Source organism: Methylophilus sp. VKM B-3414, from assembly GCF_032248435.1.
In the GTDB taxonomy this organism is placed as follows: Bacteria; Pseudomonadota; Gammaproteobacteria; order Burkholderiales; family Methylophilaceae; genus Methylophilus; species Methylophilus glucosoxydans.
This window is the reverse complement of record NZ_JAVTLI010000013.1, coordinates 187,361-200,803: the sequence shown is the minus strand read 5'-3', so window position 1 is coordinate 200,803 and position 13,443 is coordinate 187,361. Positions and strand designations below refer to the sequence as shown.

General features: G+C 51.9%; 13 protein-coding genes. 1 reads left to right on the top strand and 12 read right to left on the bottom strand.

Annotated features, from left to right (window positions below):
* Positions 1-30: 30 nt before the first annotated feature.
* The 12 genes from trpA to leuC form a co-directional block, all read right to left on the bottom strand.
* Positions 31-831, bottom strand: coding sequence for a tryptophan synthase subunit alpha (gene trpA / locus Q9292_RS13675; RefSeq protein ID WP_313989032.1), 801 nt, complete (start codon positions 829-831; stop codon positions 31-33).
* Between the two features lie 79 nt (positions 832-910).
* The gene (gene trpB / locus Q9292_RS13670) at positions 911-2,113 is read right to left on the bottom strand and encodes a tryptophan synthase subunit beta (protein ID WP_194746837.1); all 1,203 of its coding nucleotides are present in this window, start codon (positions 2,111-2,113) and stop codon (positions 911-913) included.
* Between the two features lie 22 nt (positions 2,114-2,135).
* Positions 2,136-2,783: a phosphoribosylanthranilate isomerase gene (locus tag Q9292_RS13665; protein ID WP_194746838.1), complete on the bottom strand. Its 648-nt coding sequence runs from the start codon at positions 2,781-2,783 to the stop codon at positions 2,136-2,138.
* 15 nt (positions 2,784-2,798) lie between these two features.
* Positions 2,799-3,587 carry a tRNA pseudouridine(38-40) synthase TruA gene (truA, locus tag Q9292_RS13660; protein WP_313989028.1) on the bottom strand — a complete coding sequence of 263 codons (789 nt, stop codon included), beginning with the start codon at positions 3,585-3,587 and terminating at the stop codon, positions 2,799-2,801.
* Positions 3,588-3,664: 77 nt separating this feature from the next.
* The gene (locus tag Q9292_RS13655; protein ID WP_313989025.1) at positions 3,665-6,637 is read right to left on the bottom strand and encodes a FimV/HubP family polar landmark protein; all 2,973 of its coding nucleotides are present in this window, start codon (positions 6,635-6,637) and stop codon (positions 3,665-3,667) included.
* 209 nt (positions 6,638-6,846) lie between these two features.
* A complete protein-coding gene (gene asd, locus Q9292_RS13650; protein ID WP_313989022.1) occupies positions 6,847-7,959 on the bottom strand; it encodes an aspartate-semialdehyde dehydrogenase in 1,113 nt (370 codons plus the stop codon).
* A 63-nt stretch (positions 7,960-8,022) separates the two neighbouring features.
* On the bottom strand, positions 8,023-8,145 hold the full coding sequence (locus Q9292_RS13645) for an entericidin A/B family lipoprotein (protein WP_313989020.1): 123 nt from the start codon (positions 8,143-8,145) through the stop codon (positions 8,023-8,025).
* A gap of 34 nt (positions 8,146-8,179) precedes the next feature.
* Positions 8,180-8,674 (bottom strand): YajQ family cyclic di-GMP-binding protein, encoded by a 495-nt coding sequence (locus Q9292_RS13640; protein WP_194746843.1) that lies wholly within the window; start codon positions 8,672-8,674, stop codon positions 8,180-8,182.
* 103 nt (positions 8,675-8,777) lie between these two features.
* Complete coding sequence (locus Q9292_RS13635) at positions 8,778-9,089, bottom strand: pyrimidine/purine nucleoside phosphorylase (protein ID WP_194746844.1); 312 nt, start codon at positions 9,087-9,089, stop codon at positions 8,778-8,780.
* A 107-nt stretch (positions 9,090-9,196) separates the two neighbouring features.
* Positions 9,197-10,261, bottom strand: a complete 1,065-nt coding sequence (gene leuB, locus Q9292_RS13630) for a 3-isopropylmalate dehydrogenase (protein WP_275356369.1) — start codon at positions 10,259-10,261, stop codon at positions 9,197-9,199.
* Between the two features lie 176 nt (positions 10,262-10,437).
* Positions 10,438-11,076 carry a 3-isopropylmalate dehydratase small subunit gene (gene leuD, locus Q9292_RS13625; protein WP_194746846.1) on the bottom strand — a complete coding sequence of 213 codons (639 nt, stop codon included), beginning with the start codon at positions 11,074-11,076 and terminating at the stop codon, positions 10,438-10,440.
* 12 nt (positions 11,077-11,088) lie between these two features.
* Positions 11,089-12,495: a 3-isopropylmalate dehydratase large subunit gene (leuC, locus tag Q9292_RS13620; RefSeq protein WP_275355054.1), complete on the bottom strand. Its 1,407-nt coding sequence runs from the start codon at positions 12,493-12,495 to the stop codon at positions 11,089-11,091.
* 150 nt (positions 12,496-12,645) lie between these two features.
* Here leuC and Q9292_RS13615 point away from each other — a divergent pair, with 150 nt between their 5' ends.
* On the top strand, positions 12,646-13,434 hold the full coding sequence (locus tag Q9292_RS13615; protein ID WP_313989013.1) for a helix-turn-helix transcriptional regulator: 789 nt from the start codon (positions 12,646-12,648) through the stop codon (positions 13,432-13,434).
* Positions 13,435-13,443: the final 9 nt, after the last annotated feature.

The following is a 13,443-nucleotide window of genomic DNA, read 5'->3' as shown; positions in this document are numbered from 1 at the left end:
GACGATCTCTGAATACCTGTTCATCACAGCTTAAACAGAGTCAATCGCAGTACGTAATTCTTTTACCAAGGCTTGTACATTTGCCTGCAAGTTTGCCGCATCGGATTGTTCAATCGCCAACACCATCCGGCTACCGACAACCACCGCATCGGCAATCGCGGCCACTTCACGCGCGGTGGCCGCATCTTTCACACCAAAGCCAACGCCTATGGGCAAACTTGTCTGTTGACGAATTTCAGCCACGCGTTTTTTCACTTCAGTGATATCCAGGTTGGCCGCACCAGTTACGCCCTTCAGCGAAACGTAGTAAAGAAATCCAGTCGCCTGTTTCACAATCAGCTCGGTACGTGAAGGCTCTGTCGTCGGAGACAACAGGAAAATGCTGTCTATCTCTGCAGCTGCGAGCGTTTGATTGAACGTATCACACTCTTCAGGCGGATAATCCACAGTCAACACGCCATCGACACCTGAAGCTTGAGCCAATGCAACAAATTCTGCAGCGCCCATGGCTTCAATGGGGTTAGCGTAACCCATCAGGATAATCGGCGTTTGCTGATTGGTTTCCCTGAAGGTCTTAACCATGCCCAGCACTTTACGCAAGCCCATTTTGTGCACCAACGCGCGCTCACTGGCACGCTGAATTACGGGGCCATCGGCCATCGGATCAGAAAAAGGGACACCAAGCTCGATCATGTCTGCGCCAGCAGCAACCATCGCATGCATTAAAGGCACGGTCTGATCGGGATGCGGGTCACCTGCCGTGATATAGGGGATCAATGCTTTTTTGTTTTGCGCCTTGAGCGAGGCAAAAACCGACTGAATACGGGACATAAGAATCTGTGTTTTTAAGGGTTCAGAAAATGAAAGATGCACATGCGCCAGAGAGGTCTTTCTCCCTGGCTGCTGCGCATCACAATGTAATATTGGCCAAGCTTGCGACGGTGTTGATATCTTTGTCGCCGCGTCCAGACAAGTTCACTAACACAACCTGATCTGGTGACATGGTTTTGGCTAACTTTTCAGCATAAGCCAAGGCATGACTGGACTCCAGCGCGGGGATAATGCCTTCGGTACGGCACAAGTTATGGAAGGCAGCCATGGCTTCATCATCCGTAATGGCCACATACTCGGCGCGTTTGATGTCTTTCAACCAGGCATGCTCAGGACCCACACCGGGATAATCCAGACCGGCAGAAATCGAATGCGTTTCTATGATGTTGCCGTCTTCATCCTGCATCAGATAGGTACGGTTGCCATGTAAGACACCGATTGGGCTGTTAGCGGTCAAAGGTGCGGCATGCTGGCCAGTGGTCAAGCCATGACCACCAGCCTCTACGCCAATCAGGCGTACGCCTTCTACATCAATATAGGGATAGAAGATCCCCATCGCGTTGGAACCACCACCAACACAGGCCACCACAGCATCGGGCTGGCGACCCAGCATTTCCTGCATCTGCTGTTTGGCTTCCACGCCGATCACGGCCTGAAAGTCCCTGACCATCATCGGGTAAGGATGCGGGCCGGCAACGGTACCAATGATGTAAAACGTATCCGAGATATTGGTCACCCAGTCACGCATGGCTTCGTTTAAGGCATCTTTGAGCGTTTTTGAGCCACTTTCAACCGGCACAACGGTCGCTCCCAGCAGTTTCATGCGGAACACGTTAGGCGCCTGGCGCTTAACATCTTCCGAGCCCATGTAGACCACACATTCCAGACCCAAACGGGCCGCAATCGTAGCTGTAGCAACGCCGTGTTGACCGGCCCCGGTTTCGGCAATCACACGTGGCTTACCCATGCGCTTAGCCAACAAGGCTTGACCTATCGTGTTATTGATTTTGTGCGCACCCGTGTGATTCAGGTCTTCGCGCTTGAGGTAAATTTGAGCGCCACCGACTTTGTCGGACAAACGCTTGGCATGGTAAATCGGGCTGGGGCGACCGACGAAATGCTTGAGATCATAAGCAAACTCAGCCAGAAATTCAGGGTCGTGACGGTATTTTTCATACATCAGGCGCAGTTCTTCCAACGCCTCGACCAAGGTTTCAGCTACAAAAACCCCACCAAAAGGACCAAAATGGCCACGCGCATCTGGCATATCATAGACTTGCATGTATTACTCCGTATCTATCTCGTTACTCAAACCGCCCATTATGTACAGCATCTGCCTGCACGACCTGCCGCATGAATGCAGCTATTTTTTGTGGGGACTTTATCCCTTTTTGTACTTCCACCCCACCGCTAATATCCACGGCATAGGGCTGAACCTGCTCAACAGCTTGCGCCACATTCTCCACTTGCAATCCGCCAGCGAGAATCAAGGGCTTTTGCATCTGCAACGGGATCAGTGACCAGTCGAAGGCTTCGCCGGTTCCGCCCACGGCCTTTTCAGAATAGGTATCCAGTAGCAAAGCGGTCGCAGAAGCAAAATCAGACTCGCATTGTATCAAATTTACCCCTGGTTTGACGCGGATTGCCTTGTAATATGGCAGATTAAATTGTGCGCAATCCTGCGCAGACTCATCGCCATGAAACTGCAAACAATCCAGACCGGTCGTGGCAATCACCTGGCGCACCTCGTCGGCTGGCGCATTGACAAACAATCCCACTTTGCTGACAAATGGAGGCAACGCAGCCACAATTGCCCTTGCCTGCTCAGCGCTCACCGCACGCGGACTGGGCGCGTAAAATACAAACCCCAACGCATCTGCGCCAGCAGCGATCGCCGCCAGCGCATCTTCTAACCGGGTAATCCCGCAAATCTTAACTCTGGTTCTTCTCATCTTGTTTAGTCAGGTTCAATCCGTGTTGAATGCATCCCAATCGGCACTACATGGCGGCAATTGCCAGGCGGCCTCATATTGAACGCCGGTAAAATACAGACCATCGGGCATGAAGGTGGGCGGAGCAAGCCGTCTATCCCGATGTTGCAGCAGCTCGGCAAACGCTGAGACATCCAGCTTCCCTTGTCCAACATAGACCAATGCGCCGACCATATTGCGGATTTGATGCTGCAAAAAGGCATTGGCCTGAAAGTGAAAAATCAGGTAACGCCCCTGCGCCTTAAGCGCTGCCTGAGAGAGGGTGCGCACCGGGCTACTGGCCTGACACTCACTGGCCCTAAACGCACTGAAATCATGCTCGCCAAGCAGGGTTTGCATGGCCTGCTGCATGGCGGCAACCGCCAGTGGCCGATGATACCAGCCTACTCTTCCATGCTGACTCGCAGGCGCAACCGGGTGGTTGTATAGCACATACTGATAACTGCGTGCCCTTGCACTAAACCTGGCATGAAAATCATCTGCGACTTCGCTTGCCCACAATACACGTACCCAGGGTGGTAAATGTGCATTACTGCCACGCACCCAGGCATTCAATGGCCTGACAATTGAAGTCTCAAAGTGGGCCACTTGCATCAATGCATGCACCCCACTATCCGTCCGTCCCGCCGCATGCAAACGCACCTGTTCGCCTGCAACCAGCGCAATTGCGCGCTCTAATGCATCCTGTACCCCGGCACCATTGGGCTGACTTTGCCAGCCCTGAAAGTGAGCGCCATGATATTCTATGCCAATCGCAATTTTCATGGCGCCTAGTATAAGGGCTGAGTGCGATAACGCCTAATCAAGGCACACAAAAACAAGGCCGGAAACCCGGCCTTTGATTATGCAATTTTCTCGAGTAACTCACTGGCGCGTTGCCGCTGGCGTTCACCACCTTCTGCCATCACCTCTTCGATCAGTTCTCTGGCACCAATGACATCTTCCATATCAATATAGGCCTGAATCAAATCCAGCTTGGTGTTGACCTCTTCAGGCTCGTCGACAGGGTCTTCTGCTGGCGCAGACGCCGCCTCGCTCACATCCAGGGAAATCTCAGGGAACTCAGCTTCAGGAGCAACTGCCTCTGGCGCAACGGGCTCATTCAATGAGGCCACCGGAGCTTCCATATCCAGATCGTCCAAAGACAAGTCTTCAGGATCATTTCCGGCTGCATCGTTAGGCCCCCCCAATTCCAGAGAGAGCTCCGGCAGGGACTCGAATACAGCGTCTTCATTGGACAATGCAGGCTCGCCACTGACTGAATTAGCAGGCGCGGCAAATGGCGCCGCAGCCTGTTCAGCATCATCCAGATTGAGTGATGGCAAATCCAGTGATTTTGGGGTCAACTCAGCCTCGGCACTGGCGACCTGCAGCGCAGGGTCCGTAGCGGCTGCCTCATTTACAGAATCTGCCACATCTTCAAGCCCAGTGCTGTTGAGAGTTGACACTTCCGGTTCAGCTGCAGCACGCTCGGGCGCGGTGAATGACAACGGCTCATCCTCGAGCGTCAATGCTGTTGCGCCAGGCTGTGCAAGCGTTTCTTTTGCAACATCAGTTTCAGCCAACGCAGCTGGCTCAAAAACCAATGGCTCGTCCTCCGCTTGTTCGCTCATACCAATGGCAGCCTCAGCCTCATTTTTCTCAGTTTCGGCGACCTCATTATTCTGAGACGGTTCAACAGGCTCGCTTGAAGCCGAGACCGCTGCATTTGCAGACTCAAACTCTAAAGCGGGAGCCTCAAAATTGAAATGGTAGCCTTCTTCATTTTGGGCGGGAGCAGAGGGTTCAATTGCACTGGCAGCATTGGCATTGCTATCCTCCGGTGCACTGACGGGCTCTGCACTGACCTGATACAGGCTGTTTTCAGGGTCCAGCTTCTGTCCCATGGCCGTCACTTTTGCCCAGGTACTGTCAGCCGGCCCCAGCTTGGCATAAAGATCACTGGCCAACGACTCAAATGCGCCTTTATTCGCGCTTGCCTGATAAATTTCCAGCAGTTTAAGTTTGAGCTCATGGCGGTCAGGATCTTTTTGAATGGCATCTTTGAGGATTTCTTCGGCCTGCGCATCGCGGCCATAGGCCATATACACCTCAGCCTCGGCAATCGGATCAACATCATGAGAGTCAATCATGCCGCCTACCCCACTTTGCGAGAAGTCGGTCAGAAACGAAGTGTCGCCCGAAGCAGCCGCTTGTGTATCCCCGAACACTGTATTGTTTTGCATTTCAGTGGCAGGCGAGGTCACAATCACGTCTTCAAAGTTATCAATCTGCTTTTTACGACGAATACGGATCACAGCCCAAATGCAAAGCAAGATAGGCAATCCAATCAAGGCAAATGGCAAGACCGGGTTGATTGACTTCAGACGCTCAAGCAACACGTGCATAAATGAGGGTTGGGTGGCTGCAACTTCAGGCGCAGGCTCGACCGGTGGTGCCGCTGGCTTGTTTTCTGCAGCAGTGCTGGGTGACTCGGTTTTAGCCGGCTCTGTTTTCTCACCAGCGGCCTTATCTGCTTCTGCTTTCGCCGGAGCAGAGGTTGTAGATTCTGACTTGGCTGGTTCAGGCTTAACTGGCTCGGTAGCCGTTTTATTCTGTTCAGCGTTGGATGCAGACGCTGCCTGCGCAGCATTTTTTTCAGCCTGTGCCATGGCATTGCTTTTCATTTCCACGAGCTTTTTCATGTCGGCCACTTGCTTCTCGAGCGCTGCAGCACGTGCCTGCTCTTCTTTGATCGCATTCGCTTTGGCGGTCGCGTCCTCTTGTGCAGCAGTCACGGAGGCCTTGCTGTTGGCCTTGTCAGTCAACGAAGTCGATTTTTCGTCACCTGCCGAAAGCTTTAATACATCCTTGGCTGGCTTGGACTGTGGCAATGGTTTGTCACCCGCACTGCCAATCTTGCCTGCGGATTGTTGAGTGTTGCCACCGGTCTGGGCAGGCGCACTTTCCTTAACCACTTTGCCCAGCGTATTTTTATAAGCTAGCCAGTTGGCCGTATGCTCAGCCACCACTTGCTGCGCTTGCTTGCGACTCAGACGCTCCAGGCTTGCCTGGTCAGGCAGACGAATGATTTTACCTACCTTGAGACGGTTCATGTTTTTACCGTCAAAAGCGTCCTGATTGGATTGATAAAGCGCAGCCAGCATTTGATCCATGCTGACATTGTCTGGCTTCATCTGGCGCGCGATGGCATATAGCGTATCACCACGCTCTGTCGTCAACGCTTGCGCCTCAGAGGCAGTGTCTTGAGCCGGTGATTTAGGCTCGACTTTTTTGACCGCTGGCTTGGCTGCAGTCGGAGCCTTCGCACTCTTAGTTTCTGCAGGACGGCTCTCAGCGGCCACGGCTGGCGCAGGTTGGGCTTCTGACTGTTTCACCGTGGGCGTCGCCGCAGCTTCGGCAGCATAATTAGAGTTAAAACCGGGCGGGTCTAACAGTAAGGTGTACTCTTTTACCAGGCGACCGGTCGGCCAGTCTACCTGGATCAGCATGTCCAGGAAGGCTTCTGTAATCGGTTGTGTACTGCTCAACTTGAGGATAGGCAGGCCTTTTGTATTATTGCCAACCTCAATTTTGATGAATGGATAAGCCGCAGGCTTTTCCAGCATTTGATCCTGATATACCTGCTCACTGGCAAGCGCAGCTTGAATGCTGCTCAACTCTGCAGGCGTGACGGCCAACAGCTCGATTTCAGCATTGAGTGGTTCCCCCAGTTTTGAGCTGGACGTGATGGTACCCAATCCGGCAGCATGCGCTGACATGGCAGCACCCAGACTCAAGGCAAAGGCTATTTTTTTTAATTGAATTTTACGCACCGATTCACCCTTTTTTCATTCATGGCTTTTGTCAAAATAGCATCATTCAGACAGCCACGCAAGCGCGTGCAGACGGCTTGCAGGCAATAAATACACTGTTTTTAGTGTCTCGCATCCATTAAACACTAGCCCCAAAAAAGCAAAAGCCCGAAAAGACTATGATTTCATTGATAAATCATAGCTTTACGGGCTGCTACTTCACAAACTACTTAAGCTTCTACCAAAATTCTTAACATGCGTCGCAATGGCTCGGCTGCACCCCACAATAACTGGTCGCCGACTGTAAACGCGGACAGATATTCGCCACCCATTGCCAGTTTGCGCAAACGCCCCACCGGCGTGGTCAACGTGCCGGTAATCGCCGCTGGCGTTAACTCACGCATACTCACTTCGCGTTCGTTGGGAATCACCTTTGCCCAGGGGTTGGCTTCCGCCAGCATCTGGTTGATCTCATCGAGCGGCACATCTTTGCGCAGTTTGAGCGTCAAAGCCTGTGAATGGCAACGCATGGCGCCAATGCGCACACACAAACCATCAATCACAATCGGATTTGCCGAGCGCCCCAGAATCTTGTTGGTCTCAACGCCCCCCTTCCACTCTTCCTTGCTTTGACCATTGCCCAAATCCTTGTCTATCCAAGGAATCAGGCTACCGGCAAGCGGCACGCCAAAGTTGGATTGCGGTAGCGCTTCACTGCGGATGGTATCGGCCACCTGTTTGTCGATATCCAGAATCGCAGAAGCAGGATCAGCCAGCAAGTCAGCCACAGAGGCATTGACCACGCCCATTTGCGTAATCAATTCACGCATATTTTGTGCACCGGCACCAGACGCGGCCTGGTAGGTCATGGACGTTGCCCACTCAACCAGATCGGCCTTGAACAAGCCATTGAGCGCCATCAACATCAACGAAACCGTGCAATTGCCGCCTATCCAGTTGTTTCCGCCATTCGCGAGCGCATCTTTAATGACATGCATATTGACCGGATCAAGAATAATCACGGCATCATCTTCCATACGCAAGGTCGAGGCAGCATCAATCCAGTGACCGTTCCAGCCCGCAGCGCGCAATTGCGGGAACACTTCACTGGTGTAATCGCCGCCCTGGCAGGTGACAATCACCTCCATCTGCTTCAATACGTCTATATTTTTCGCATCTTTAAGCGCGGGAGATGCTTTACCCACATTGGGTGCTGCACCGCCTGCTTGCGAGGTGGTGAAAAACTGCGGTTCGATATCCGCAAAATCATTTTCCTGACGCATGCGTTGCATCAGCACAGAACCCACCATGCCACGCCAGCCTACAAACCCTACCTTCAACATATTCAACCTTTATTGTTAACCGCACAGCCGTGCGGATAAACGCAGATAATTTTGATTCAACCCTTATTTGGTTGACTTTTGCACGGCTTCGCCAGCCTTTTCCAGATCCTTGCCCATGCCGTCAATGGTATTGCAGGCGGCCAAGGTCAATGCAGTGATCACACCCAAAATTAACGTTTTAAACATCATCCTCTCCTCAAATGACCAATGCTGACCGTCATCAGTCTCTAAAGTTACCAAATTTCAACGGAAAATCAGTAATACTCTTTTTCACAAACGCAATCGCCTCTTGCAAGACGTCTCGCTTCGCCCCATTCACGCGCACGGTGTCGCCCTGAATGGTGGCCTGGACTTTCATGCCACTGTCTTTAATCAGCTTGGTGATTTTTTTGGCCAGGTCGCTATCAATGCCATCACGCACAATCAACTCCTGCTTGACCTTGTTACCAGACACCTTTTGCACATCCTTGTGCTCCAGTCGCTTGGAAGACTCTGGCTCTTTTTTTTCCATGGCTGGCAGCAAAATATCCTTCACTTGATCCAGCTGAAAATCATTGTCCCCAAACAAAGTGATCACTTTGTCTTTCTCGTTAAACTCGATGTTGGCCGAAGTACCTTTAAAGTCATAGCGATTGGTAATCTGCTTGCTGGCAGCATCAATCGAATTCTTCAAATTAACCATATCGACTTCGGATGTAATATCAAAGCTAGGCATTTTTTTAAAACCTCACAAGCGATGGCAGGACAAGGCGGAAGCGCGCAGGCAGTACATTGAGTACGACCAGCGCGACCAACGCAGTCATGCCGAGCAATCGCAATTATTCGAAGTGGCAGACGTAGTCTACGGTCTCTACTGTTTCAATCTCAAAACTGGAATTACCCGGTACCGTGAATTTCTCACCGCCCTTGTAGGTGGTCCAGTTTTCCTCGCCTTTCAGGCGTACCTTGCAAACACCATCGTTGATTTCCATCAACTCCGGGGAGCCTGTATTAAAGGTCAATGTACTCGGAAAAATTACGCCTACGGTACACCGCGTGCCATTCGGGAACAGCACGGTGTGACTCACACATTTGCCATCAAAATAGACATTAGCTTTCTTTTTTACACTGACATTATCAAATTGCGCCATTTTTAAATTCCTGTTTAATTTCAATACGCTGCAAAACAAGCAAAGGACTATATCACAGCTAAATCTGCGCGAGCGTGATGAAATTACATCCGCCCGCGCAACCCGTGTTACATGGCCGCTACGATTTGGTCGCCCATCTCGGAGCATGACACGCGCTTGGTGCCTTCTTCATAGATGTCGCCGGTACGGTAGCCCGCTGCCAGGACCTTTTTCACAGCATTTTCAATGCGGGTGGCGGCAGCCTCATTATCGAAGCTGTAGCGCAACATCATGGCCGCAGACAAAATGGTGGCAATCGGGTTAGCCAGGTTCTTGCCGGCGATATCCGGTGCAGAACCGTGTGATGGCTCATACAGGCCTTTTTTGCTCTCGTTCAAGGATGCAGAAGCCAGCATACCAATTGAACCAGTCAGCATGGAGGCCTCATCAGACAGAATGTCACCAAAAATGTTACCGGTTACCATCACGTCAAACTGTTTCGGGTTGCGAATCAGCTGCATGGCGGCATTGTCCACATACATATGGCTCAACTCGACTTCCGGGTATTCTTTCGCTACATCGATCACGATTTCTTTCCAGAACTCGGTGGTTTCCAGCACATTGGCCTTGTCTACTGAACACAGTTTTTTCTGGCGTTTCATCGCGATCTGAAAAGCGACGTGCGCAATACGGCGGACTTCTGGCTCACTGTAAATCATGGTATTAAAACCTTCGCGCACGCCCTGCTCGTTGGTGCGCATGCCGCGTGGCTGACCAAAATAGACGTCACCGGTCAGTTCACGCACAATCATGATATCCAGACCAGCCACCACTTCAGGTTTTAGCGTAGAAGCGTTAGCCAACTCTGGGAACAGCACCGCTGGACGCAAGTTGGCAAACAGACCCAAGTCTTTACGAATCGCCAGCAAACCGCGCTCTGGACGCAATGGACGGTCCAGGGTGTCATACTGTGGGCCGCCTACCGCGCCCAACAAAACAGCATCCGCTTCACGGCAAACTTTTTGCGTAAACTCTGGATAGGGATGACCGAACTGGTCATACGCCTGACCACCCAACGGTGCCTCGGTGAAGGTCATTTCCAGACCTTCTTTGTGCAACACATCCAGTACGCGCAAGGCTTGTTTAATAATTTCCGGGCCGATGCCATCGCCTGGCAACACTGCAATATTCAATGCCATTATTTTTTCCTAACTATATATACAATCTCAATAAAAACGATGAAAAACCGTCGCGAGCGATGGCGTGGCTAGGCGCTCGGAGCGCAGAAACCGGAATGTATATTGAGTACATGAGGATTTCGAGCACCGCGCAACCACGCCTGTTCATTGTGTCGCAGATGAATCACGTTTTATGCGAACAACCAGGGTTGTGCAGCCTTATGTTTTTCTTCAAACGTTTTGATTTCATCTGCATGCTGCAAGGTCAGGCCGATCTCATCCAGGCCATTGAGCAAATTGTGCTTGCGTGTCGGTGTAATCTCAAAGCTGAATGACTGGCCAGAAGGCGTGGTCACTGTTTGCGCTACCAGATCGACATTCAGCGTATACCCTTCATTGGCAAAGCATTCTTTGAACAACTGATCTACCTGCTCGGCAGCAGCCACGATGGGCAAAATACCGTTTTTATAGCAGTTATTAAAGAAAATATCGGCAAAGCTGGGCGCAATAATGACGCGGAAGCCTTGGTCTTCAATCGCCCATGGCGCATGCTCACGTGAAGAACCGCAGCCAAAGTTGTCACGCGCGAGCAGGACTTGTGCACCTTGGTAACGCGGCTGGTTCAAGACAAAATCTGGGTTTAATGGACGGGTACTGCAATCCATACCAGGCTCGCCATAGTTGGTATAGCGCCACTCGTCAAACAAATACGGGCCAAAGCCAGACCGTTTGATTGATTTTAAGAACTGCTTGGGAATAATCGCGTCAGTGTCCACGTTGGCTCGATCCAGCGGACAAACCAGCCCATTCAAGGTAGTAAATGCTTTCATAATGTTCTCCTCTTAGGCGCTACGCACGTCAACAAAATGACCGGCAATCGCAGCAGCTGCCGCCATTTCAGGGCTGACCAAATGCGTACGTCCGCCCGGACCCTGACGGCCTTCAAAGTTACGGTTAGAGGTTGAAGCGCAACGCTCACCAGGGCTCAAGCGGTCTGAGTTCATGGCCAGACACATGGAGCAGCCAGGCTCACGCCACTCAAAACCAGCCTCAATAAAAATCTTGTCCAAGCCTTCAGCTTCGGCCTGGCGCTTCACCTGGCCAGAGCCCGGCACCACCATCGCCAGTTTGATATTGCTGGCCACTTTTTTACCTTTGGCGACGCTGGCAGCGGCACGCAAGTCCTCAATACGCGAGTTGGTGCAGGAACCAATAAAGATTTTATCGAGCTGAATTTGCTCAATCGGGGTATTGGCAGTCAAGCCCATGTATTTGAGCGCGTTTTCAATACTGGTGCGTTTGGTTGCATCGGCTTCCTGGGCAGGATCCGGCACAGTGGAGCCGATGGGCAGCACTTGCTCAGGCGAGGTCCCCCAGGTCACTTGCGGGGCAATCTCTGCACCGTTCAATGTGACGATGGTATCAAACTCGGCATCGGCGTCGGATTTGAGGGTGCTCCAGTAAGCGACAGCCTGCGCCCAATGCTCGCCCTTAGGCGCATGCAGGCGACCTTCAAGGTAAGCCGATGTTTTCTCATCCGGGGCCACCAGGCCCGCACGTGCGCCGGCTTCAATCGCCATATTGCACAGTGTCATGCGCCCTTCCATGGACAAACCACGGATTACTTCGCCGCCAAACTCAATCGCGTAACCCGTACCGCCAGCGGTTCCGATTTTGCCGATAATCGCCAGCGCCACGTCTTTGGCCGTCACGCCTTTGCCCAATTGGCCATCGACCTTCACCAGCATGCGCTTGGATTTTTTCGCGACCAGGGTTTGTGTAGCCAAGACATGCTCAACCTCTGAGGTACCGATGCCGTGCGCCAACGCGCCAAAGGCACCATGAGTTGAGGTATGGCTATCGCCACAGACCACGGTCATACCAGGCAAGGTCGTGCCATTTTCAGGCCCAATCACATGAATAATGCCTTGGTCTTTGTTTTTAAAAGGAAAATACACCAAGGCACCAAACTCTTTGATGTTGTTATCCAGCGTTTCCACCTGCAAACGGGACACTGGATCTTCAATGCCTTTGTCCCAGTCTTTGGTCGGTGTATTGTGGTCAGGGTTAGCCACAATGCTGGAATTACGCCATGGTTTACGCCCGGCCAGACGCAAGCCTTCAAAAGCCTGTGGGCTGGTCACTTCATGCACCAGATGGCGGTCAATGTAAATCAGACAGGTGCCGTCTGCTTCTTCACGCACCACATGCGAATCCCATAATTTGTCGTACAGCGTTTTACCTGCCATGACAGTTCCTTTCAAACCACACAAAATAAATAACCTGCGCAGAATACCTAAGTTTCAATACCCTTACAAGAATATGATTTATACTAGTATTGAAACTACCACTTTAAACAGCCGCTGCACACGCAAGCAATTGATGCTCAACAGGAAAAGATGGATTCAAGACGCCAGGAGCTCGCAGAATTTTTACAAGCCATGCGCCAGCGTGGCAGCCCGGAAGCCTTTGGTTTTCCATCAGGCGTTCGCCGTCGCACCCAAGGGCTACGCCGCGAAGAAGTGGCTCAATTGGCAGGGATCAGCGCTACCTGGTACACCTGGATCGAGCAAGCGCGCGAAGTCAATGTGTCGGCCGAAGCCCTGGACCGCCTGGCCAATGCGCTCAAACTGAGCAAATCTGAACGTAGCTATCTGTTTGACATGGCAGACCGCCGTGACCCGCATGCCCACCAGAACCAAGTTGATACGGCGCCGAAAACCCTGGTGACCATGCTGAAACACATCCAGATTCCGGCGTATATCATGGGCCGCACCTGGGACATGTTGGCCTGGAATACCGCAGCAAGTGATTTATTTAGTGGACTGCTGGATATTGAGTGGCCTGCTGGCGAACACCCTAACCTGCTACGCTTTGTGTTTGCGCATCCGGCGGCAAAACAGTTTGTAGTGAACTGGGACATGCGCGCGCGCAGACTGGTGGCAGAATTCAGAGCGGACAGCCGCACACGGCTGGAAGAGCCTGAAATCAAGAAACTCATCGACGAACTGAGTAATGCCAGTGCAGAGTTTGCAGCGTTCTGGAAACAGCATGATGTGCTGGAAAGACAAGGCGGACAGCGCGCCTTTCAACATCCGACGCAAGGCTTGATTCAATATCAGCAGGTGACGCTACGTCCGGTAGAACAGGAACACCTTAAACTGGTGTTGCTGCAACCTGCTGACTAATCAGCGTTC

Coding starts and splice junctions, on each gene's coding strand:
- trpA (WP_313989032.1), bottom strand. CDS start 831: ATGTCCCGTATTCAGTCGGTTTTTGCCTCGCTCAAGGCGCAAAACAAA.
- trpB (WP_194746837.1), bottom strand. CDS start 2,113: ATGCAAGTCTATGATATGCCAGATGCGCGTGGCCATTTTGGTCCTTTT.
- Q9292_RS13665 (WP_194746838.1), bottom strand. CDS start 2,783: ATGAGAAGAACCAGAGTTAAGATTTGCGGGATTACCCGGTTAGAAGAT.
- truA (WP_313989028.1), bottom strand. CDS start 3,587: ATGAAAATTGCGATTGGCATAGAATATCATGGCGCTCACTTTCAGGGC.
- asd (WP_313989022.1), bottom strand. CDS start 7,959: ATGTTGAAGGTAGGGTTTGTAGGCTGGCGTGGCATGGTGGGTTCTGTG.
- Q9292_RS13645 (WP_313989020.1), bottom strand. CDS start 8,145: ATGTTTAAAACGTTAATTTTGGGTGTGATCACTGCATTGACCTTGGCC.
- Q9292_RS13640 (WP_194746843.1), bottom strand. CDS start 8,674: ATGCCTAGCTTTGATATTACATCCGAAGTCGATATGGTTAATTTGAAG.
- Q9292_RS13635 (WP_194746844.1), bottom strand. CDS start 9,089: ATGGCGCAATTTGATAATGTCAGTGTAAAAAAGAAAGCTAATGTCTAT.
- leuD (WP_194746846.1), bottom strand. CDS start 11,076: ATGAAAGCATTTACTACCTTGAATGGGCTGGTTTGTCCGCTGGATCGA.
- leuC (WP_275355054.1), bottom strand. CDS start 12,495: ATGGCAGGTAAAACGCTGTACGACAAATTATGGGATTCGCATGTGGTG.
- Q9292_RS13615 (WP_313989013.1), top strand. CDS start 12,646: ATGGATTCAAGACGCCAGGAGCTCGCAGAATTTTTACAAGCCATGCGC.